This window comes from Kineococcus auxinigenes (assembly GCF_050871525.1).
Lineage (GTDB): Bacteria > Actinomycetota > Actinomycetes > Actinomycetales > Kineococcaceae > Kineococcus.
In genome coordinates this window covers 23,836-43,606 of the sequence record NZ_JBKBCT010000028.1, presented here as the reverse complement: position 1 = coordinate 43,606, position 19,771 = coordinate 23,836, and the positions used below count along the sequence as shown (strand labels likewise).

Annotated in this window: 22 protein-coding genes; 11 read left to right on the top strand and 11 right to left on the bottom strand. The window is 76.1% G+C overall.

What is annotated here, in order from left to right; all coding sequences use genetic code 11:
• Both ACRYR9_RS09975 and ACRYR9_RS09970 read right to left on the bottom strand, forming a co-directional pair.
• A partial coding sequence (locus tag ACRYR9_RS09975) for an MFS transporter (protein WP_432540188.1) occupies positions 1 to 1,191 on the bottom strand: 1,191 nt, incomplete at its 3' end.
• Between the two features lie 95 nt (positions 1,192 to 1,286).
• Entirely contained in the window at positions 1,287 to 1,670 is a 384-nt protein-coding gene (locus ACRYR9_RS09970) for an STAS domain-containing protein (protein ID WP_432499129.1), read from the bottom strand.
• A 445-nt stretch (positions 1,671 to 2,115) separates the two neighbouring features.
• Here ACRYR9_RS09970 and ACRYR9_RS09965 point away from each other — a divergent pair, with 445 nt between their 5' ends.
• From ACRYR9_RS09965 to ACRYR9_RS09955, 3 genes are all read left to right on the top strand, one after another.
• Positions 2,116 to 2,310, top strand: a complete 195-nt coding sequence (locus ACRYR9_RS09965) for a hypothetical protein (protein WP_432499132.1) — start codon at positions 2,116 to 2,118, stop codon at positions 2,308 to 2,310.
• Between the two features lie 672 nt (positions 2,311 to 2,982).
• A complete protein-coding gene (locus ACRYR9_RS09960; RefSeq protein ID WP_432493920.1) occupies positions 2,983 to 3,549 on the top strand; it encodes a dihydrofolate reductase family protein in 567 nt (188 codons plus the stop codon).
• A gap of 316 nt (positions 3,550 to 3,865) precedes the next feature.
• On the top strand, positions 3,866 to 4,078 hold the full coding sequence (locus ACRYR9_RS09955) for a hypothetical protein (RefSeq protein ID WP_432493922.1): 213 nt from the start codon (positions 3,866 to 3,868) through the stop codon (positions 4,076 to 4,078).
• A gap of 17 nt (positions 4,079 to 4,095) precedes the next feature.
• Here the strand turns inward: ACRYR9_RS09955 and ACRYR9_RS09950 are convergent, their stop codons facing one another.
• On the bottom strand, positions 4,096 to 5,544 hold the full coding sequence (locus ACRYR9_RS09950) for a phosphotransferase (RefSeq protein WP_432493924.1): 1,449 nt from the start codon (positions 5,542 to 5,544) through the stop codon (positions 4,096 to 4,098).
• Positions 5,541 to 5,750 (bottom strand): helix-turn-helix domain-containing protein, encoded by a 210-nt coding sequence (locus ACRYR9_RS09945; protein ID WP_432493926.1) that lies wholly within the window; start codon positions 5,748 to 5,750, stop codon positions 5,541 to 5,543. The genes ACRYR9_RS09950 and ACRYR9_RS09945 overlap by 4 nt, the downstream gene beginning before the upstream one ends.
• A gap of 164 nt (positions 5,751 to 5,914) precedes the next feature.
• On the opposite strand from ACRYR9_RS09945, the gene ACRYR9_RS09940 reads away from it, so the two are divergent.
• Positions 5,915 to 6,256, top strand: coding sequence for a hypothetical protein (locus tag ACRYR9_RS09940; RefSeq protein ID WP_432493928.1), 342 nt, complete (start codon positions 5,915 to 5,917; stop codon positions 6,254 to 6,256).
• Here the strand turns inward: ACRYR9_RS09940 and ACRYR9_RS09935 are convergent.
• Positions 6,166 to 6,960: a universal stress protein gene (locus tag ACRYR9_RS09935; RefSeq protein WP_432493930.1), complete on the bottom strand. Its 795-nt coding sequence runs from the start codon at positions 6,958 to 6,960 to the stop codon at positions 6,166 to 6,168. The genes ACRYR9_RS09940 and ACRYR9_RS09935 overlap by 91 nt on opposite strands.
• Before the next feature lie 147 nt (positions 6,961 to 7,107).
• On the opposite strand from ACRYR9_RS09935, the gene ACRYR9_RS09930 reads away from it, so the two are divergent.
• Together ACRYR9_RS09930 and ACRYR9_RS09925 are read left to right on the top strand one after the other, a co-directional pair.
• Positions 7,108 to 8,643 carry an APC family permease gene (locus ACRYR9_RS09930; protein ID WP_432493932.1) on the top strand — a complete coding sequence of 512 codons (1,536 nt, stop codon included), beginning with the start codon at positions 7,108 to 7,110 and terminating at the stop codon, positions 8,641 to 8,643.
• Between the two features lie 20 nt (positions 8,644 to 8,663).
• A complete protein-coding gene (locus ACRYR9_RS09925) occupies positions 8,664 to 9,755 on the top strand; it encodes a CDP-glycerol glycerophosphotransferase family protein (RefSeq protein WP_432493934.1) in 1,092 nt (363 codons plus the stop codon).
• A gap of 35 nt (positions 9,756 to 9,790) precedes the next feature.
• On the opposite strand, the gene ACRYR9_RS09920 is transcribed toward ACRYR9_RS09925, so the two are convergent.
• From ACRYR9_RS09920 to map, 4 genes are all read right to left on the bottom strand, one after another.
• Positions 9,791 to 10,900, bottom strand: coding sequence for a calcium:cation antiporter (locus ACRYR9_RS09920; RefSeq protein ID WP_432493936.1), 1,110 nt, complete (start codon positions 10,898 to 10,900; stop codon positions 9,791 to 9,793).
• A gap of 15 nt (positions 10,901 to 10,915) precedes the next feature.
• Positions 10,916 to 12,058, bottom strand: a complete 1,143-nt coding sequence (locus ACRYR9_RS09915) for an N-acetylglucosamine-6-phosphate deacetylase (RefSeq protein ID WP_432493938.1) — start codon at positions 12,056 to 12,058, stop codon at positions 10,916 to 10,918.
• Positions 12,055 to 13,098, bottom strand: a complete 1,044-nt coding sequence (locus ACRYR9_RS09910; protein WP_432493940.1) for an SIS domain-containing protein — start codon at positions 13,096 to 13,098, stop codon at positions 12,055 to 12,057. Before ACRYR9_RS09910 ends, ACRYR9_RS09915 begins: the two co-directional genes overlap by 4 nt.
• 80 nt (positions 13,099 to 13,178) lie before the next feature.
• A complete protein-coding gene (map, locus tag ACRYR9_RS09905; protein WP_432493990.1) occupies positions 13,179 to 13,946 on the bottom strand; it encodes a type I methionyl aminopeptidase in 768 nt (255 codons plus the stop codon).
• A gap of 64 nt (positions 13,947 to 14,010) precedes the next feature.
• Here map and ACRYR9_RS09900 point away from each other — a divergent pair, with 64 nt between their 5' ends.
• From ACRYR9_RS09900 to ACRYR9_RS09880, 5 genes are all read left to right on the top strand, one after another.
• Positions 14,011 to 14,289: a helix-turn-helix domain-containing protein gene (locus ACRYR9_RS09900; protein ID WP_432493942.1), complete on the top strand. Its 279-nt coding sequence runs from the start codon at positions 14,011 to 14,013 to the stop codon at positions 14,287 to 14,289.
• A 59-nt stretch (positions 14,290 to 14,348) separates the two neighbouring features.
• Positions 14,349 to 15,599 carry an MFS transporter gene (locus tag ACRYR9_RS09895; RefSeq protein ID WP_432493944.1) on the top strand — a complete coding sequence of 417 codons (1,251 nt, stop codon included), beginning with the start codon at positions 14,349 to 14,351 and terminating at the stop codon, positions 15,597 to 15,599.
• A gap of 63 nt (positions 15,600 to 15,662) precedes the next feature.
• Positions 15,663 to 15,899 carry a hypothetical protein gene (locus ACRYR9_RS09890; protein WP_432493946.1) on the top strand — a complete coding sequence of 79 codons (237 nt, stop codon included), beginning with the start codon at positions 15,663 to 15,665 and terminating at the stop codon, positions 15,897 to 15,899.
• A gap of 61 nt (positions 15,900 to 15,960) precedes the next feature.
• Complete coding sequence (locus ACRYR9_RS09885; RefSeq protein WP_432493948.1) at positions 15,961 to 16,653, top strand: GNAT family N-acetyltransferase; 693 nt, start codon at positions 15,961 to 15,963, stop codon at positions 16,651 to 16,653.
• A 121-nt stretch (positions 16,654 to 16,774) separates the two neighbouring features.
• Positions 16,775 to 17,059: a hypothetical protein gene (locus ACRYR9_RS09880; RefSeq protein WP_432493950.1), complete on the top strand. Its 285-nt coding sequence runs from the start codon at positions 16,775 to 16,777 to the stop codon at positions 17,057 to 17,059.
• 3 nt (positions 17,060 to 17,062) lie between these two features.
• Here the strand turns inward: ACRYR9_RS09880 and ACRYR9_RS09875 are convergent, their stop codons facing one another.
• Together ACRYR9_RS09875 and ACRYR9_RS09870 are read right to left on the bottom strand one after the other, a co-directional pair.
• Positions 17,063 to 18,352, bottom strand: a complete 1,290-nt coding sequence (locus tag ACRYR9_RS09875; protein WP_432493952.1) for a globin domain-containing protein — start codon at positions 18,350 to 18,352, stop codon at positions 17,063 to 17,065.
• A 149-nt stretch (positions 18,353 to 18,501) separates the two neighbouring features.
• Positions 18,502 to 19,737 carry an MFS transporter gene (locus ACRYR9_RS09870; RefSeq protein WP_432493954.1) on the bottom strand — a complete coding sequence of 412 codons (1,236 nt, stop codon included), beginning with the start codon at positions 19,735 to 19,737 and terminating at the stop codon, positions 18,502 to 18,504.
• Between the last annotated feature and the right edge of the window lie 34 nt (positions 19,738 to 19,771).

The window sequence follows — 19,771 nt, the reverse complement described above, 5'->3', positions numbered from 1 at the left end:
CCCACTGCTCCACAGCGGGCGTCCGGCGTCTGCGGGGTGGGGGTTGCCCGCCGCCGCGGGGGGGGGGGGGGGGGGGGCCCGGCCGGCGCCGCCCCCCCCCCCCCCCCGCGGCACCCACGCCGCCAGTCCCGCCGCCGCCGCGAGCGCCAGCACCGCCACCCCGCCGCCGGCCACGGCCAGCGTGGCGGCGCCGGCCAGCGCCCCGACGAGGACGGGCCCGGCGGCCACCCCGGTGTCGGTGACCATCCGCCAGGCGCCGAGGAACCGCGCCCGCTGCCCGGGCGGTGCCGCGTCGGCGCCCAGCGTCATCACCAGCCCGGCCCCCATGCCGTTGCCCAGCCCCATGAGCGCGCCGACGAGCGCCACGCCGGTGCCGGTGTGCGCCAGCGGCAGCAGCGCGTGGGCGCCGCCCAGCACCAGCATCGAGGGCACTGCCGCGACGCGGCGGCCGAAGCGGTCCATCACCGCCCCGGCCGGGTAGAACAGCGCCGTGTCCACCGCCCCGGACAGGCCCACGACCAGGCTCGCGCCCGTGGCGTCCAGGCCGATCTGCTCGCACCACAGCGGCAGGACCGTCTGCCGGGACTGGCGCACCGCCTGCACCGCGAGGGCCGCCGCACCCAGCGTGGACAGCAGCCGGGCGTGCTCGCGCAGCACGGCGAGGGCTCCGGCCCGGGCGGGCGCCGCGGCGCCCGCCCCCGGTGCGGGGGCGGCGGGGTCCGGCAGGACGAGCACGACGACGGCCGCGGCGAGCACCACCAGACCGGCGACCGCGTAGGCGCCGGCGCGGCCGAGCAGGGCGGTGCCGGCGGCCCCGGCGAAGGGTCCGGCGAACAGGCCGATGCGCCCCACCCCGCCCAGGGTGGACAGCGCCCGCGCCCGCAGCCGCACCGGCGCCGCGGCCGTCAGGTACGACTGCCGCGCCAGGCCCCACACCCCCGCGGCCAGGCCCAGCGCCAGCACGCACAGCGCCAGCACGGCCACCGAACCGGCCAGCGCGGCTCCGGCGAGGGCCGCGGCGGAGACGGCGGCGGCCACGAGCATCGCCCGGCGCTCCCCCGCCCGGGCGGTCAGCGCCCCCGCGGGCAGCGCGCCGGCGACCTGCCCGATGCCCAGCAGCGCCACGACGAGCGCGGCGACCGCCACGGGGGCTCCCACGGCGCGCGCCGTGAGCGGCAGCACCGGCAGCACGGCGCCTTGGCTGGTGCTGAACAGCGCCGCGGGCGCGTAGACGGCGACCAGGGCGCGCCGGGAACCGTCCCAGCCGGTGTCAGCCAGCGCGCGCCTCAGCCCTCGACGGCCTCACCGAGGCGCAGCAGGAGGAAGACGTGACGGAGGAAGGGCCGCACCTGCCGCAGGCGCAGCTCACCGCCTGCGGCGAGGAACCGGGCGCGGGCGGTGAGCACCGCGTCGATGCCGCGCACGTCGCAGAAGGTGACGTCGGCGAGGTCGACCTCGAGCTCGAGGCACCCCCGCTGCAGGGCGCTGTCGACGACGCCGAGGAACAGGTCGGCGGTCGCCGCCTCGAGCTCCCCCGAGACCTGCAGCACCGCGTGGCTGGGAGCGAGGTGCAGCGAGAGGCCGAGGTGCGCGACGTCGCAGTCGTCGGCGTGCTGGGTGGTGCGTTCAGCGGTGGTGCGTTCAGCGGTGGCCAGGACGGGAAGACTCACGGGCACCCCCCGGGTGCTGCGGAGACCGGGGCCTCGTCGGCCCGGCGTTCCTGCGGAGGCTGACGGTACAACCGCGGCCACCGTAAGCCGCCGGGCACGCAGGTGTCGAGGGGCGTCCGGAGCTGCGGGCGTGCGAGCAGGCGGTCTGCGTGCAGGTCACCCCCACCGCGATCGACGCCGACCAGGGGTTCCCCACCGGGGGCACCGACCGGGAGGTCACGCGAGTCCTTGCTCGGGCCACGGCGCCCGCTCGCTCCTCAGCACGACCGCACGACCGCACGACCGCACGACCGCACGACCGCACGACCGCACGACCGCACGACCGCACGACCGCACGACCGCACGACCGCACGACCGCACGACCGCACGACCGCACGACGAGCGCGTCACCAGCGGGCGTCGCCGCGAGGAGCCCGCTGTCCGAGGGCGCCCCCACGGTGCCGCCGTGATCGCGAGCGTGGCGTCGAGCTTCCTGCCGGTCCGTGACACCGCCGCTGCTGCAGCCTGGTACCAGGCGCACTCCGGTCTCGACGTCGTGGACGTCCACGAGCACGCCGCGGTGCTGCAGGACCGCCACCAGCGCCGGGTGGCGTTGACGGGCCCGACCAGCGGCACCGCGGTGAAGCCAAGCAGACGCTGACGACGACGTCGTGCCGGACCACGGTCGCGCACTCAACGCGGGACGACCGTGCCGATCGAGGTGCCGTTCCAGTCGGCCTCGGTGGGGGCTCACCGAGGCCTCAGCCGGAGATGGCTCAGTGGTCGTCGTCCAGGGTCGTGGTCAGGTCGTCTCCGCTGGTGGGGATGGGCTCGTGCGGTCCTCCGAAGTCCTGGGCAGGCTCTTCACCGCTGTCAGTACGTCGTGGTTCCGCTTGCTTCAAGCGCCAGATGTCAGCTTCGTCGCTGTGATCGTCGTCGGCGTAGGTAGGGGTGTGGGCGTCGCCAGCCACCAGCGACCGCGCGCACAACGCGGGATGACCGCGCGTTCGGACCCGCGGTGGACAGCGGTGCTGCAGGCGGGAGCGAACACGCCGGGGTGGGCCGTCACCGCTCGGGCGTGTCGGTGGTGGTCTGCAGCGAGACCGTCCGGCAACCTGTGGTGATCTTGCACGGTTGAGCCCTCAATCGTGCAAGATCACCGCGGGAGGGAACGTCACGACATCGGCAAGACCGTGAAAACACCGACCGCGGTGATCGGCCCGGATCGCCGTCGTGGCCGTGCGACGGGATGTTCGGTGACCTCTCCGTCGGCGCCCTTGCCGGTGCTGCCGTGACGCTGCACGCTGGAGCTCCCTTCCGGGTGGAGGAACCCATGGGCAAGCTGATCTACGCGGCCAACACCTCGCTCGACGGTTACCTCGAGGACGAGACCGGCTCCTTCGACTGGTCCGTGCCCGACGACGAGGTGCACGCGTTCTGGAACGAGCACGAGCGGCACATCGGCACCTCGCTCTACGGGCGCCGGATGTACGAGACGATGCGCGTGTGGGAGGACGACGACTGGTTGTCGACCGAACCGGCCGTCGTCCGCGAGTACGCGGGGATCTGGCGCGACGCCGACAAGGTCGTCTACTCCTCGACGCTGGAGGATGTGTCGACGGCGCGGACGAGGATCGAGCGGCGGTTCGATCCCGAGGCGGTGCGGCGGCTCAAGCAGGCGTCCACCTCGGACCTGAGCATCGGCGGCGCGGCCATCGGGGCCGAGGCGTTCCGGCACGGGCTGGTCGACGAGTGCGTCCTGCTGCTGTGCCCCGCGCTCGTGGGCGGCGGCAAGCCGGCGCTGCCTCGAGGCGTCCGGATCGACCTGGAACTGCTGGAGCACCGGCGATTCGGCAACGGCGTGATCCACGTGCGCCACGCGGTGCGGAACGCGACCTGACCACCTGACCCAGCGCGCTCACCGGGAGCCACGAGCGGTGGATCGTCGTCGCGTGCCGGCATCGGCTCGTGCCGTGGAGTCCGCCGCCGTTCGAGGCCGCAGGGTCACCCGTGGTGGCGGCGCTGGTCCGCGCCGTTCCACCTGGTCGACGGTGGTGTGCGGGGAGACGACGAGCTGTCGGCCTCCCGTCAGGAGCACGAGGTCCTGCTCGGGACCGGGCCGTGTGGACGCCGGGTGCGCACCTGCGCGGTCCGCTCCGTGCTCGTGCTCTCGGCTGCTGCACTGGAGCGGTGAAGAGGACCCCCTCCTGATCGCCGTGGCGCTGAGCGCCGCGGCGCTCCCCGCGTGCGGCGGCTCACCGGGAGAAACCCTCGCGCAGGAGCACGCGCAGGCGTTCCTCGTCCCGGTGACCTTCGAGCTGCGCGGGGCGGACACGTCCGTGCCGGACGGCCCGACCGCCCGGGGCTGCGCCCTGGTGCGTGACGGCGAGACCGAAGCGTGGCGCATCGCCGGTGCGGGCAGCGCGTGAGCTGCGCCGGGACGAGGTCAGCCGGCCCGGTCAGAGGCGGAGGCGGTGCTGAACCAGCTCGTCGCCAGCGCCTCCAGGGTGGGTCTGGGCGGCGCCGGCAGCAGGTCGAAGAACGCGGCAGCGTTGCCGAACCGGTGCAGGAGGGTCCACGCGAGCAACCGACGACTGAGGTCGTCGTCGAGCTGTTCGGTTTCGAAGCCGTAGGCGATCAGGCCCTCTCGCAGGACGGCGGGGTCGCCCTCGGCCATGAAGACGGCGACGGCGACGAGTTCGTACTCGTGGCTGCCGCGCATCGCCGGTTCGAAGTCGCACAAGCCGGAGAGGAACCACCGGCCGCTCGCGCCCTGCGTCGCGAGCAGGTTGGCGGGCATGACCTCGGTGTGCAGCAGCACCTCGGGCCGGGTGGTGAGGGGGACCTGGTCCAGGAACGCGTCGACCTGGCTCAACCAGGGTTGCGGGAGCCCCCACCGGTGGTGGCGCTCGACCGCGGTGGCTCGCTGGTCGGCCAGGAAGGCCGGCCAGTCCTGCGGCCACCAGTCCTCGATGGTCGGTGGTGCGATCTGGTGGAGCGCCCGGGACAGCGCACCTGCTCGGGCAGCCAGCCGACGGCGCTCGTCACGGGGCAGGTCCTTCCACACCGATGACAGGTCCACCCCGGCGAGCCGGTCCATGAGCACGTACCGCCAGCCGTCGTGGGCTCCGGCGGCGCGCACCACGGGGGTGGGGACGGGCAGCCTCCCGGCCACCGCCGTCAGGACGCCGGCCTCGACGGGGGCCGCGGCGGCGTGGACGGGTGGGAAGAGCTTGAGGACGAGGTGCTCGTCGGCGTAGACGGGCAGCGAGCCGTTCGGGAGCCGTCGCAGCTCCCCGGTGTCCAGGCCCAGGTTCCCGGCGAGGACGTCGACGCCGGGGCGAAGCGCGGACTCGTCACGCACGACGGCGTGCAGGTCGTCCTCCGTGGCGGCGGGCGGGAGTCGCTCGGCTCGGCTCACGACGTGGATGGTGCCGTGGACGTCGACGCCACGACGAGGCGTTTTCCACCGGGCGAGGGTCGCTCCCGCCCCGCCGCTGCTCGGCACCGGCGTCTCGGTCGTCGGCGAGGTCGCGAGGCCGGGGCCCACCGGCGCCAGGAGCACGCAGTCGGAGTCGGAGCACGCGAACCCGCTGCCCGGCGGGGCCGGTGGCCGCTCGAGCGAGGTCAGTGTGTTCAGGGCGTCGTCCTGCGTGGTCCCACCGCTCAGCGCGTGACCGCGCGCCGTCAGCAGGGCGGTGCAGTCGGGCACTCCGCCGGTGCGGTGCAGCAGGTGCTCGAGGTGGGTGCCCTCGGCCCACCCCGGCAGTCGTGGCAGCCGCGCCCCGGCGGGGTCGTCCAGGCTCAGCGCCCCGTCCTGCGCGAGGAGCAGGACGACGGTCGCGATCACCTGCCTCGGGACCGACGCGACGTCGAAGAGCGTCGCGGTGGTCACCGGCGCACCTGAGCGGCGAACTCCTTGTGGACGGCCTGGGCGCTGACACCCGGTGCCTGACCGATCTCGGACCAGGTCCGCCCCTGGGCGGCGGCTTCGGCGACGGCTGCCGCCTCGAGCTGACCGGCGAGGCGGCGCAACGCCACGACCGCGGCGAGAGCGGCCTCGGGGTCCTCCGGCGAGGGGATGTCGATGGACGCCGGCACGCCATCAACCTGAGTTGGTGGCACGGCTCCCGTCAACGCTGGTTGATGCCGCAGCGCTCGACCGGCCGGGGTCGTGAGCACGCGGTCGGCCTCGAGCCCGGACCCCGGCGCACCGCGCGACACGATCGTCGAACACCCGTTCGACGTCGTGCCATCCTGGTCGGGTGCCGGGCGGTCGCTGGAGCCACGCGTACGAGGAGCGGTACCGCGCGGCCCGCGCCCGCGGCGAGCCCTCCCCCTTCGACGACCCCGCACCCGCCCCGCCCGGCACACCTCCCCCGCCCACCCCTCCCGCCCCGCCCGGCGAGCGGACCGCGGTCACGCACTGCTGGGTCCTCACCCCGCGCGACGGCGCCCGGCCAGGGCTGCTGCTGGCGTGGCGGCGCGAGGACGGCGGCTGGCTGGGCCGGGTGGCCTACGTCCTGCTGGACCCGGCGGGGCGGCCCGTCCTCGTCGACAGCTGGGTGCCGGCGGCCGTGCTGCGCCCGGGGGCGCGGCCCGCCTGAACCCCGGCGCCGGCGGTGTCGGGCAGCACGACGGTGCGCGAGGACGGCGGCAGGAACGCGACCGGGGCGCGCAGCGTGCGCAGCGGCAGGGTGCCGGCGTCCGCGGCGGCGGCGACCACGAGGTCACCGACGTGCACGGCGCGGGCCACCGCGGCACCCGAGGTGCCGGTGCGCGCGACGCCGATGCTCCCGATGCCTCCGGCGCCGGCGCCCCCGGCGCCGCGCACGGCGAGCAGGCGCCGCGGGTCGGCCAGGACGGCCTGCGGCCCGACGAGGACGACGGGCGCGGGGCAGTGCGCCAGGCAGCGCGCCAGGACGTCCCCGTCCCCCGTCCCCACCGGCCCGACGCCGCGCCCGCACCCCAGCACGAGCCACCGGCTGCCGGAGGCGGCCACGAGCAGGGCGGTGGCCACGTCGCCGGTGACGACGGAGGTGCTCACCGGCGGGCAGCGCCCGGGCAGCCGTTCCAGCTCCTCGGCCAGCGCCTCGGGCAGGGCGGTGGAGGGCGGGGCGGTGGAGGGCGGGTCGCCGGGTGACGGCGGGTCCACGGCCACGACGTGCACGGCGCGGCCGGAGGCGGCCGCCTCGCGCAGCGCCCAGCGCAGCGCCCGGCGCGAGGCGCCCGAACCCGACCAGCCGACCGCGGTGCGCTCGCGCGCGGAGCCGCCGGGGCGGGTGCCGTCGTCGTTCCGGTCGCCGTTCACGCCACCGCCTCCTCGCGGCCGGGAGCGGGCGCGGCCGTGCGCCCGTGGCCCCGATGGTCCGCCCGGACGGGTGTGCGCACAACAGGACGGAGGTCCTGCGGCGGTTACGCTTGCCGGCTGGATCGGCCCCGGAGCGCGAGGAGCGGCATGGCGGAGCGACAGGGTGCCGACGGCGCCCTCACCCTGGAGGCGGGCAAGGGCCTGCGACCGGCGGCCCTGGGGCTGTGGGGCAACACGGTCATCGGGCTGGGCGCGACGGCCCCGGCGTACAGCCTGGCCGCGACGCTGGGGTACGTGGTGCTGGCGGTGCACGACAAGGCGCCGGCGATGTTCCTGGTGGCGTTCGCGCCGATGCTGCTGGTGGCGTTCGCCTACCGGGAACTGAACCGCGTCGCCCCGGACTGCGGCACCACGTTCACGTGGGGCACCAAGGCCCTGGGCCCGTGGGTGGGCTGGATGGGCGGCTGGGGCGTGGCCGTCTCGGCGATCATCGTCCTGGCGAACGTGGCGGAGATCTCCGCGGTGTACACGCTGCGGTTCCTGGGCGCCGAGGGCCTGGCGGACCAGCCGGTGCTGCGGGTCGGGCTGGGCGTGGCGTTCATCGCGGGGATGACGTGGGTGAGCTACCGCGGCATCAAGATCTCCGAGCAGCTGCAGAACGTCCTGGTGATCGTGCAGTTCGCGGTGCTGGGGCTGCTGGCGATCGCGGCGCTGTACCTGGTGCTCGCCGGGGACGCCGGGCCCCAGGCGGTGGTGCCGCAGTGGGACTGGTTCTCCCCGTTCGGGGTGAGCGCGTCGGCGCTGGCGGAGGCGGTGATCCTCTGCATCTTCATCTACTGGGGCTGGGACGCCTGCCTGGCGGTCACCGAGGAGACGCGGGACTCCGGTTCCACGCCGGGGCGCGCCGCGCTGCTGTCCACGGTGATCCTGCTGGTGACGTACGTGCTGGTGGCGGTCGCGGTGCAGGCGTACGCGGGGTTCGGCACCACCGGCATCGGGCTGCGCAACGAGGCCAACGCCGACGACGTGCTGACCATCCTCGGCGACCCGGTGGGCGGGGCGGTGGCGTCCTCACTGCTGCTGCTGACGGTGGCGGTGTCCGCGGCGGCCTCCACGCAGACCACGATCCTGCCGACCGCGCGCGGGACGCTGTCGATGGCGGTGTACGGCGCGCTGCCGAAGCGCTTCGCGCGGGTCCACCCGCGCTACCGGACGCCGTCGTTCGGCACGCTCGTCATGGGCGCCTCGGCGGTGGGTTTCTACCTGGTGCTGAGCGTGGTGAGCCAGAACGCACTGCAGGACTCCATCGCCTCGCTGGGCCTGGCGGTGGCGTTCTACTACGGGATCACGGCGTTCTCCTGCGTGTGGTTCTTCCGCCGCACCCTGACGCGCTCGGTGCGCGACGCGCTGATGCGAGGGGTGTTCCCCCTGGTGGGCGGCCTGGCGATGCTGTGGGCGTTCGGCCAGAGCGCGGTGGACATGCTGGACCCGGAGTACGGCTACACGCGCTTCGGCTCGGTGGGCGGCGTGTTCGTCATCGGGGTGGGGATGCTGGCGCTGGGGGTTCCGCTGATGCTGCTGTGCGCGGTGCGGCTGCGGGCGTTCTTCCGCGGTGAGACGCTGCGCGAGGACACCCCGGTCCTCGTGCCGGACACGGGGGAACCGCCCGTCGGCGGTCTGTGACGGGTGCGAGGGGGACACCGGTGAAGATCGTCTACAACGCCTTCAACGGCCGGTACGCCGACAACCCGCGAGCGCTGCACGAAGCGCTGCTCGCGCACCGGGGTCCCCTCGGCGGTGCGCGCGGCGGCGAGGTCGAGCACGTCTGGCTCGCCGACCCGCGCCACGCCGCGGCCTTCCCGCCCGGCGCGGCGACCGTGCCGATCGGCACGCCGCAGGCCGTGGCGGAGCTGGAGTCCGCCGACGTCCTCGTGTCCAACACGCACGTCCAGCTCGACCGGTGGCGCAAGCGGCCCGGCACGACGTACCTGCAGACGTGGCACGGCACCCCGCTCAAGCGGATCCACCGGGACGCGGTGTTCCTGCCCCCGGAGGAGGTCATGGCCGCGCTGGACGAGGACATCGCCCGCTGGGACCTGCTCGTCACCCCCGGCGGCGAGGGGACGCGGCTGCTGCGGGCCGCGTTCGGGTACTCGGGCGCGGTGCTGGAGACCGGCTACCCGCGCAACGACGTGCTGCTGGCCCCCGACCGCCACGCCCGCCGGGCCCGCGTGCGCGAGGCGCTCGGCGTGCCGGACGGCGCGACCGCCGTCCTGTACGCCCCCACGTACCGCGACGACGAGGTCGCCGCGGGCGGCGGCGCACCGCTCGGGCTGGACGTCGAGGCGCTCGCGCAGCGCCTCGGCGACGACGCCGTCCTGCTGCTGCGGCTGCACCACTACGCGGGGCGCCGGCACCGTCCCGCGGGTGGCGCGCGGGTGCGCGACGCCTCCGGGCACCCGGACGTCTCCGACCTCTACCTCGCCGCCGACGTCCTGGTCACCGACTACTCCTCCTCGATGTTCGACTTCGCGGTCACCGGGAAGCCGATCGTGGTGTACGCGTACGACCTGGAGCACTACCGCGACCGGCTGCGCGGGTTCACCCTCGACCTGCGGGCCGAGGCGCCGGGGCCGGTCCTGCTCGACCAGGAGTCGCTCACCGGGGCGCTGCTGGACCTGCCCGCGGTGGCCGCGGCGCACGCGGACCGGCACGCCCGCTTCGTGCAGCGCTACTGCGCGCTGGAGGACGGGCGCGCCGGCGAGCGCGTGCTGGCCGCGCTCCGGGACCGCTGAGCGGCGCCCGAGCGCTCAGGCGTCGACCACGGCGCTCACGGGCTGGCGGCCAGGAACAGGAACGCGGCCAGCAGCACCAGGTGCACCCCGCCCTGCAGCCGGGTGGCGCGCCCGGGCACGACCGTCAGCACCCCCACCACGACCGTCAGGGCCAGCAGGACCAGCTGGGTCGAGCCGAGGCCCAGCAGCAGCGGCCCCTCCAGCCAGATGGACGCCACCGCGATCACCGGGATGGTCAGGCCGATGCTGGCCATCGCCGAGCCCAGCGCGAGGTTCAGGCTGATCTGGGTGCGCCCGCGCCGGGCCGCGTTGGCGGCCGCGATCGTCTCGGGCAGCAGGACCAGCAGGGCGATCACGACGCCGACGAAGGACTGCGGCAGGCCCAGGGCCGCCACACCGGCCTCGATCGCGGGGGACTCCACCTTGGCCAGCCCGACCACGGCCACCAGCGACACCAGCAGCAGCGCCAGGCTGGCCACCGCCGCGCGGGTGCTCGGCGGGGCGGCGTGCTCCTCCTCCGCCAGGGGCCCGCCGCCGGGCGCCACCGGCAGGAAGAAGTCCCGGTGGCGCACCGTCTGGGTGACGACGAACATCGCGTACAGCGCCAGGGAGGCCACGGCGGCGAAGGCGAGCTGCGCCGGGGAGAACTCCGGGCCCGGCCGGGCGGTGGTGAAGGTGGGCAGCACCAGGCTGAGGGCGGCCAGGGTGGCCACGGTCGCCAGGGCCGCACCGGTGCCCTCGGCGTTGAAGACGGTGGTGCCGTAGCGCCGCGCCCCCAGCAGCAGCGACAGGCCCAGGATCCCGTTGCAGGTGATCATCACGGCGGCGAAGACGGTGTCGCGGGCCAGCGAGGAGGCCTGCGGCCCGCCGGCGGTCATCAACGTGACGATCAGGGCGACTTCGATCACCGTGACGGCCACGGCCAGGACCAGGGAGCCGTACGGCTCACCCACCCGGTGCGCGACCACCTCGGCGTGGTGCACCGCCGCCAGCACGGCCGCGGCCAGCACCACGGCCACCAGCGCGACCACCACGCCGCCCGGGTACCGCCCCCAGGTGAGGGCCAGCACCACCAGGGCCACCGGCGGGGCCAGCGACGTCCAGCGGGTCAGGTGGGGGCGCAGAGCGGGGGGCACGCCCCCCATCGTGCCCGGTGCCGTTCAGGCCACGACCCGCAGCACGCGCAGCCCCTCGTCGAGCACGACCGCTCCCCCGGTCGCGCCCGGCTCCAGGTGGCCGCGGTCGGCCCGGCCCAGCAGCGCCGCGGGGACGGTGGTGACGGCGGCGAGGGCGTCGTCGAGCGCGATCCCCGCGGCCGTGACGGCGAAGCGCAGCGCCCGGTCCAGGGTCAGGGTGCTGCCGGCGATGGCGCCGCCGCCGGCGGCGAGGCGGGCGACGCCGCCGGTGACGGCGGTGTCCAGGCCGCCGAGGCGGTAGGTGCCGTCACCGGCGCCGGCGGCGGCCATGGCGTCGGTGACCAGGGCGGTGCGCGCCGGGCCGGCGGTGCGGGCGGCGTGGGCGAGGGTCAGCGGGTGCAGGTGCACGCCGTCGGCGATGAGCTCCACGGCGACGCGCTCGTCGTCCAGCAGCGCCAGCACGGGGCCGGGGCGGCGGTGGTGCACCGGCGGCATGGCGTTGAACAGGTGGGTGGCCAGGCGCGCGCCGGCGTCCACGGCGGCGCGGGTGGTGCTCTCGTCGGCGCCGGTGTGCCCGACGGCGGCGAGCGCGCCGTGCCCGGTGACGCGCCGCACGGCGTCCAGCCCGCCGGGCAGCTCGGGGGCGAGGGTGACCACGCGCACGAGACCGGTGCCGAGCAGCCGGTCCACGTCGGCGGGTTCGGGGGTGCGCAGCAGCGCGGCGTCGTGCGCGCCGCGGTGCTGCGGGCTGAGCCAGGGGCCCTCCAGGTGCACGCCGGCGAGCACGCCCTCGGCGACGAGCCCGGCGAGCGCGGCCAGGGTGCCGGCGAGCTCGGCCACGGGCCGGGTGACGAGGCTGGCCAGCAGGGTGGTGGTGCCGTGCGCGCGGTGCGCGGCGGCGACGGTGCGGGCGGCGGCGACGGCCGCGTCGCCGGTGCCGCCGAAGGAGGCACCGGCACCGCCGTGGCAGTGCAGGTCCACGAACCCCGGCACGACGAGGTGCCCGGTGGCGTCGAGGACCTCGGCGCCCGGCGCGTGCGGCGGCTCCCCGGTGCCGGTGGCGACGACCCGCGCGCCGCGCAGCAGGACCCACCCGCCGGGCAGGGCGCGCCGGCCGGTGCGGACGTCACCGCCGCGCAGCAGGACCGTGCCGGCGGGGGCGCTCACCGCGTCCGCGTGACCTTGCGCAGCCCGCGGGGCGCGTCGGGGTCGAGCCCGCGGGCGAGCGCCACCTCCAGCGCCAGGCGCTGCAGGGGCACGATCTGCAGCACCGGTGCGAGGTCCTCGCGCACCCCGGCGGGCACCGCCAGGCGCACGGTGGCGTCGGGGGCCAGACCCTCGGGCGCCACGGCGCACACGTCGGCACCTCGTTCGCGCAGGGCGTGCAGGACGGGGGCCATCGCCTCGCCGCCGGGGCCCTCGGGCACGACGGCGATCACGGGCCGGTCGGCGTCGACCATCGCCAGGGGGCCGTGCACGAGGTCGGCGGCGGAGAACGCCTGGGCGGACAGGTAGGAGGTCTCCATGAGCTTGAGCGCGGCCTCGCGGGCGGTGGGGTGGGAGTAGCCGCGGGCGGTGAGGACGAGGCGGTCGGCGAAGCGGTAGCGGGTGGCGACGGCGGCGACGTCGTCGGCCTCGACGGCCCGCTGCAGGAGCCCGGGCAGGGCGTGCGCGGGGCCGGTGCCGCCGCCGCGCCAGGTGGTCACCAGCAGCCAGAGGGTCAGCAGCTGGGCGGTGTAGCTCTTGGTGGCGGCCACGGCCAGCTCGGGCCCGGCGTGCACGTCCAGGTGCAGCTCCGCGGCGGCGGCGAGCGCCGAGGCGGGGTCGTTGGTGACGGCCAGGGTGAGGGCTCCGGCGCGGCGGGCGGCGGCGGTGGGCTCCACGAGGTCGGGTGAGCCGCCGGACTGGCTGACGGCGATCCACAGCACGCCGGTCAGGTCGGGGCGGGCCCCGTAGACGGTGAGGGTGGAGGGCGAGGTGAGCCCGGCGGGCAGGCCGAGGCCGACCTCGACCAGGTACTTGGCGTACAGGGCGGCGTGGTCGCTGGTGCCGCGGGCGGTGAGCAGCACGGTGCGCGGAGCGCTCTCGCGCAGGCGGGCGGCCACCTGCGCCAGTTCCCCGCCGGCGGCGGCGAGGACCCGTTCGGCGACCGCGGGCTGCTCGGCGATCTCGGAGCGGACCAGGTGGCCGCGGGGCGGGGTGCTCACGGTGCCTCCAGGGGCGGGCCCGACCGGGGCGGGCCGTCGACGCGACGCTACACGCGCGGGGCCCGGTGGCGGGGTGGTCCTCAGGGCAGGGTGAGGACCACCGGGCCGTCCTCGGTGACGGCCACGGTGTGCTCCTCGTGGGCGCCGGGCAGGCCGTGGGCGCTGCGCAGCGTCCAGCCGTCCTCGTCGATCGCGTACTCCCCGCGCCCGCCGGCGAAGAACCACGGCTCGATCGCGACGACGAGGCCGGGGCGCAGGGTGAGCCCGCGCCCGGCCCGCCCGTCGTTGGGCACGGCCGGGTCCTCGTGCATGGTGCGGCCGATGCCGTGCCCGCCGAAGTCGGTGCTCACCCCGCACCCGCGCTCGCGCGCCACGGCACCGATGGCGGCGGAGACGTCGCCGATGCGCGCGCCGGGCACGGCGGCGGCTATCCCGGCGGCGAGGGCGTCGCGGGTGGCGGCGACCAGGTCGGCGTGGCCGGGGCGGGGCTCGCCGACGCTGAACGTGGTGGCGGAGTCCCCGGCCCAGCCGTCGAGCAGCGCACCGCAGTCGACGCTGAGCAGGTCGCCGGCGCGCAGCGCGTACGGGCCGGGGATCCCGTGCAGCACCGCGTCGTCGACGGAGGTGCAGATCACCCCGGGGAACGGGGTGGGGGCGAACCGGGGCCGGTAGCCGAGGAACGGGGAGGTGGCGCCGGCGGCGGCGATCACCTCGCGGGCCACGGCGTCCAGCTCGTCCAGCCGGACCCCGGGGGCGGCGGCGGCGCGCACGGCCGCCAGCGCGTCGGCGACGACCTTCCCCGCCGCGCGCACCGCCTGCACCTCACCGGGCGTCTTGAGCTCCACCACCGCTGCCTCCGAGGTTCGTGGTGTTCCCACCTTGGTATTCCTATCCCGGTATTACTATCACGACATGGTGCGTCCCCCGTTGACCGAGGAGGCGCGCGAGCGCGGTCGCCGGCTCGGCGAGCTGCTGCGCCGCGCGCGCGGCGAGCTGAGCGTCGCGCAGGTCTCCGCGCGCTCCGGCGTGCCCACCGAGACGCTGCGCAAGATCGAGGCGGGCCGCGTGCCCACCCCCGCGTTCTTCACCGTCGCCGCGCTCGCCACCGCGCTCGAGGTCCCCCTGGAGGAGCTGGTCGCCGCCTGCCTCGAACCGGTGCCCCGCGCCGGGCTCGGGAGCCTGAGCGCCTGACGGCCGCGCCGGCGGGGGAACCGGCGGGGCCGGGCCTGGCCCCGTGGCAGGGTGTCGCGGTGCCCCGCCTCCTGGAAACCCTGGTCCCCGCGCGCCTGGGCACGGGTTTCCGCTGGCTGCTGGCCTCCAGCTGGTCCAGCAACCTCGGCGACGGCATCGCGCTGGCAGCCGGTCCCCTGCTGGTCGCCTCCACGACCGACGACGCGTTCCTCGTCGCGCTGGCCGCGACCGTGCAGTGGCTGCCGCCGCTGCTGTTCGGCCTGTGGGCCGGGGTGCTCTCCGACCGCCTGGACCGCCGCCTGCTCGTCGTCGCCGTCGACGCCGCACGGTCCGGGGTGCTGGTGCTGCTGGCCCTGGCGCTGCTCACCGGCAGGGCGCCGGTCGCGGTCGTGCTGACGGCCCTGTTCCTCGTCGCCACCGCCGAGGTGTTCGCGGACAACACCACCGGCACGCTGCTGCCGGTGCTGGTCGACCGCGACGACCTCGCCCCCGCGAACGCCCGCCTGCAGACGGGTTTCATCACCGTCAACCAGCTCGCCGGCCCGCCCCTGGGGGCGGTGCTGTTCACCGCCGGGACGTTCCTGCCGTTCGCCACCCAGGCGGCGCTGGTGGGGGCGGGGGCGGTGCTCGTCAGCCGGCTGCGGTTGCCCTCCCGCGAGCGGGTTCGTGCGCGGACGCGGGTGCGGCACGACGTCGCCGAGGGTTTGCGCTGGGTCGCGGGCCACGCCGCCGTGCGCACGCTGGTGCTGACCATCTTCGTCTTCAACATCACCTTCGGCGCGGCCTGGTCGGTGCTGGTGCTGTACGCCACCGAGCGCCTCGGCCTCGGCGAGGTCGGGTACGGGCTGGTCACCACCACCAGCGCCGTCGGCGGCCTGCTCGGGACCCTGGCGTACGGGGCGATCACCCGGCGCGTCAGCCTGGGGAACCTCATGCGGATCGGCCTGGTCGTGGAGACCCTCACCCACGCCGCGCTGGCCACCACCACCTCGCCCCTGGTGGCGTTGCCGGTGTTCTTCGTCTTCGGCGCGCACGCGTTCGTCTGGGGCACCACCTCGATCACCGTGCGGCAGCGCGCCGTGCCCGCCGGGCTGCAGGGCCGCGTCGGCGCGGTGAACGCCGTGGGGACGTTCGGCGGCCTGGTCGCCGGTTCCGGGATCGGCGGGGTCCTGGCGCAGCACCTCGGCGTCGCCGCGCCGTTCTGGTTCGCGTTCGCCGGCTCGGCGGTGTTCCTCGTGCTGATCTGGTCCCAGCTGCGGCACGTGGCCCACACCGACGGGGAACCCGCCGCCGGCGCCCCGCTCACCTGACCCGTTCGGGCGGCCGCGGAAAAGCCGCACGCCGCCGCACCGCCGGTGGCAGGATCCGGCGCCGTGAAGCAGTCGCCCGCCGCCCTGGCCGCCACCGCCCTCGCGACCCTGACCCTGACCGCCTGCAGCGGGACCAGCCCGTGCGCCGAACTGCCGGCACCGAGCGCCGAGCAGCTCGCCGCCGCGTCCCAGCAGGTCCGCGGGCTCGCCGTGGAGGTGGAGGTGGAGCACGAGGGCGTCGACTGCTTCGTCGACCCCAGCACCGGCCGCTGGACCGAGGAGCTGGAGGAGGGTTCCTGACCCGGGCCCCGGACCGGGAACCCGCTCACCGCCCCGGGGCGCCGCGGCCCGGTGGGGCAGGATGGGCGCCGTGCCGCACGAACCAGCGCCGGGAGCGCTCCCGGGGGGGCAGCCCTCCACCGAGCTCCGCCTGCGCCCGTTCGACCCCGCGTCCCCGGCGGACCTGAGCGGCTTGTACGACGTGTGCCTGCGCACCGGGTTCCACGGCGAGGACGCCACGGACCGCTGCGCGGACCCGCTGCTGCTGGGCGACGTGTACGCCGGCCCCTACGCCGCGCACGACCCCGCGCTGGTCACCGTCCTCGACGACGGCGCGGGGGTGGCCGGGTACGTCATCGGCTGCGCCGACACCCTGGCGTTCGAGCAGTGGGCCCGGGAGCGGTGGTGGGCCGGGGTGCGCCGGCGCCACCGCGAGCTCGTGGCCGGCGGCGTGCGGCCCACCGAGCTGGACGCCGCGCTGCTGCGCTCGCTGGACCGGCCGACGGGGCCTCGGCCGTACCTGCACGGGCGCACCGCGCACCCGGCGCACCTGCACATCGACCTGCTGCCGCACGCACAGGGGCGCGGGCTGGGCCGCCGGCTCGTGGAGCACCTGCTGGTCCAGCTCGGTGCGCGCGGGGTGCCGGGCGTGCACCTGGGGGTCTCCACCCGGAACCCCGGCGCGGTGGCGTTCTACCGGCGGCTGGGGTTCCGCGAGCTCGTGGAGCCCGAAGCGGGTGCGACGGGGCTGACGATGGGCCTGCGGCTGCGCTGAGCGCACCACCTCCCCCACGGGGAGCAAGCTTGCGTCACCGTCCGTGTTTCACCGTGGGCCGTGACGGTCGTCCGCCACGCACCGGCGGGCGGATCGGCGCGAGAGGGGCCACCATCGTCGGGTGGCCGTCTGGACGTCGTTCATGGACCTCGTGCACGTCGTGGGCGCTGTCGGTTCCGCCGCCCTGGTGGCGGGGTTCGCCGCCGACGGCGAGGCCGCCCGCGCCGTGTTCTACGCCGTCGTGGCCCTGGCGTTCGCCGCGGCCCTCGTGCACCGGCGCGCGCAGCGCCGCGCCGCGGCCCCGGCCGGTCCCACCGTGGTGGACCTGCGGGCGGGGACGACCGTGCGCACCGCGCGGGCCGGGTTCGGCGACGCGGAACCCGGCCCGCAGCGGCCCGCCGCCTGAGGGTCAGACGGCCACGCGCTCCTGGCGGGCCTCCTGGCGCGGCACCGGCTGCGCCTGCTGCGCCGGCTCGGGCGCGGCGCCCCACAGGTCGGGGCCGAAGACCTCGTAGCGGATGGCGGAGGCGGGCACCCCGCGCGCCAGCAGGGTGGCGCGCACCTGCCGCATGAACGGCAGCGGCCCGCAGGTGAACACCTGCACGCCCTCCGGCAGCGGGACCTCGGACAGGTCCATGAACCCCTGCCGGGAGGTGGTGTCGCCCGGTTCGGGCTGCTCGTACCAGGCCAGTGCCGTGAAGTCGTCCAGCTCGGCGCCGGCGCGCAGCACCGTCTCGCGCAGGGCGTGGTCGGCGGCGGTGCGGTCGGCGTGGGCGACGACCACCTGCCGGTGCGGCCGGGTGCGGGCGACGTGCTCGACGATCGAGAGGACCGGGGTGATGCCGGCGCCGGCGCTGGCGAGCAGCAGCGGCGCGTCGGTGTCGTCCAGGACGACGTCACCGGCGGGGGTGCTGACGTCCAGCAGGTCGCCGACGGCTACGTGGTCGTGCAGGAACGAGGAGACCTGCCCGTCGGGGGCGCCGTCGCGACCGCGCACCCGGCGCACGGTGATCTGCAGGCGGGTGCCGCCGCGGGCGGAGGAGACGGTGTACTGCCGCGGCTGGCGGGCGCCGTCCGGGAGGTCGGCGAACACCGACACGTACTGGCCGGGCTGGACCGCCGGGAGGGGCTCGCCGTCCGCGGGTTCCAGCACGAACGAGACGACCTCCGCCGTCTCCTGCACGCGGCGCACCACCCGGTACGGGCGCACCGGCACGGCCGGGTCCACACCGGCCAGGTGGTAGAGGCGCGCCTCCTCGGCGATGAGCTGGGTGGCGAACAGCCAGTACACCTCGTCCCAGGCGGCCCCCACCTCGGGCGTGACCGCGTCGCCGAGGACCTCGCCGACGGCGGCCAGCAGGTGGCGCCCGACGATCGTGTACTGGTCGGGGCGGATGCCCAGGGAGATGTGCTTGTGGGCGATGCGGCGCAGGACGTGGTCGAACGGCGGCGCGTCGGGGTCGATGAGCTGCACGGCGTAGGCGACCACGGCCGCGGCCAGCGCCTTGCTCTGCTCCCCGGTCGCCTGGTTGCCCGTGTTGAAGACCCGCCGCAGCTCCGGGTGGGCGGTCAGCATGCTCGGGTAGAAGCGGGCCGTGATGGCCTCGGCGTTCGCGGCGACGGCGGCTGCCGTCGCGCGGACCACCTCCTGCGAGCCCTCCGACAGCAGCGGGGTGCGGTGCGGGGCGGTGGTGGACACGGGACCTCCAGGGACGTGCGGGTGCGAGACGCAGCGCCGCACCACGGGGGCACGGCGGTTGCCCCAGCGTAAGAAGACCCGGCGCCCGATCCGGGGGGACCTTGGTCCCGGGACCGGGGACGCTGGTCCCGCAGGAGCGCTCCGCCCGGTCAGCCCCGACCGACGTCGGCGGTCACCGAGCGCATCGCCAGGGCCGTGTACAGGGCGGCGGCGAGGGCGACGACGGCGAGCAGCGCCAGCCCGGGCTTGTAGTTGCCCACGTACCCGTAGATCGCGCCCATCACCAGGGGTGGGGCGAAACCGCCCAGCCCGCCCGCGGCACCGACGATGCCGGTCACCGAGCCGACCGTGCCGGGTGGGGCGACGACCGCCAGCAGGGCGAACACGGCACCCGAGGAGGCCCCCAGCGCCGCGGCCATGGTGAGGAACGCGACCGTGCCGACGGGTTCCAGCGGGGGCTCCAGGGCGCAGACGGTCGCGAAGACCGCCACCACGGCGAAGCAGGCGACCAGGACGGGCACGGGGCGCAGGCGGTCGGACAGCCAGCCACCCACCGGGCGCATCGCCACGGCGAGCACCACGAAACCCGCCGTGCGGACCGCCGCGTCACCGGGTTCGAGCCCGAAGGCGTCGCGCAGGTAGGTGGGCAGGTACACGCTGAAGGCGACGAACCCGCCGAAACCCACCGCGTACAGGAACGCCAGCTGCAGCGTCACCGGCATCCGGAACGTCGTCCACGCCCGCCGCAGCGCGCTGCCGGTCGGCACCTGCCGTCCGGGTGCGTCGCGCAGCACCACGGCCGCGACGACGGCGTAGACGGCCAGCAGGACGGCGACCAGCACGAAGGGGAACGTCAACCCCTGCGCGTCCTTCAGCGCCACCGTGGTGAACGAGGACACGGCGGTGCCGCCCATGCCGATGCCGAAGATCCCCAGCGCCGCACCACGCCGGGCCGGGGGGAACCACGCGTTGACCAGCGGGACGCCCACGGCGAACGTGGTGCCGCCCAGGCCCAGGAACGTGCCGCCCAGGAGCATCAGCGCCAGCGAGCCGGTCGCCACGAACCCGACGAACAGCACCGGCACGATGGTCAGGGCGGACATCACCGGGAACATCACCCGGGCGCCGAACCGGTCGGTGAGCGCACCCACGGGGATGCGCCCCAGCGAGCCGACCACGACGGGAACGGCGACGAGCAGCGACTTCTCCAGCGCCGACAGCTCCAGCTCCCCGGCGAAGTAGCTGCCCAGCGGGCTGATGAGCGCCCACGCCCAGAAGTTGACGGCGAAGCCGACGGTGGCGGTGGCCAGGACGATCCACGCCTGGCGGGGGACGGCGGGGGCCTGGGCCCCCGGGACGGGGCTCGCAGCGGATCCGGTGACCACGGTGGTGCGTCCCTCCTTCGGGTGGGCCGAGGGC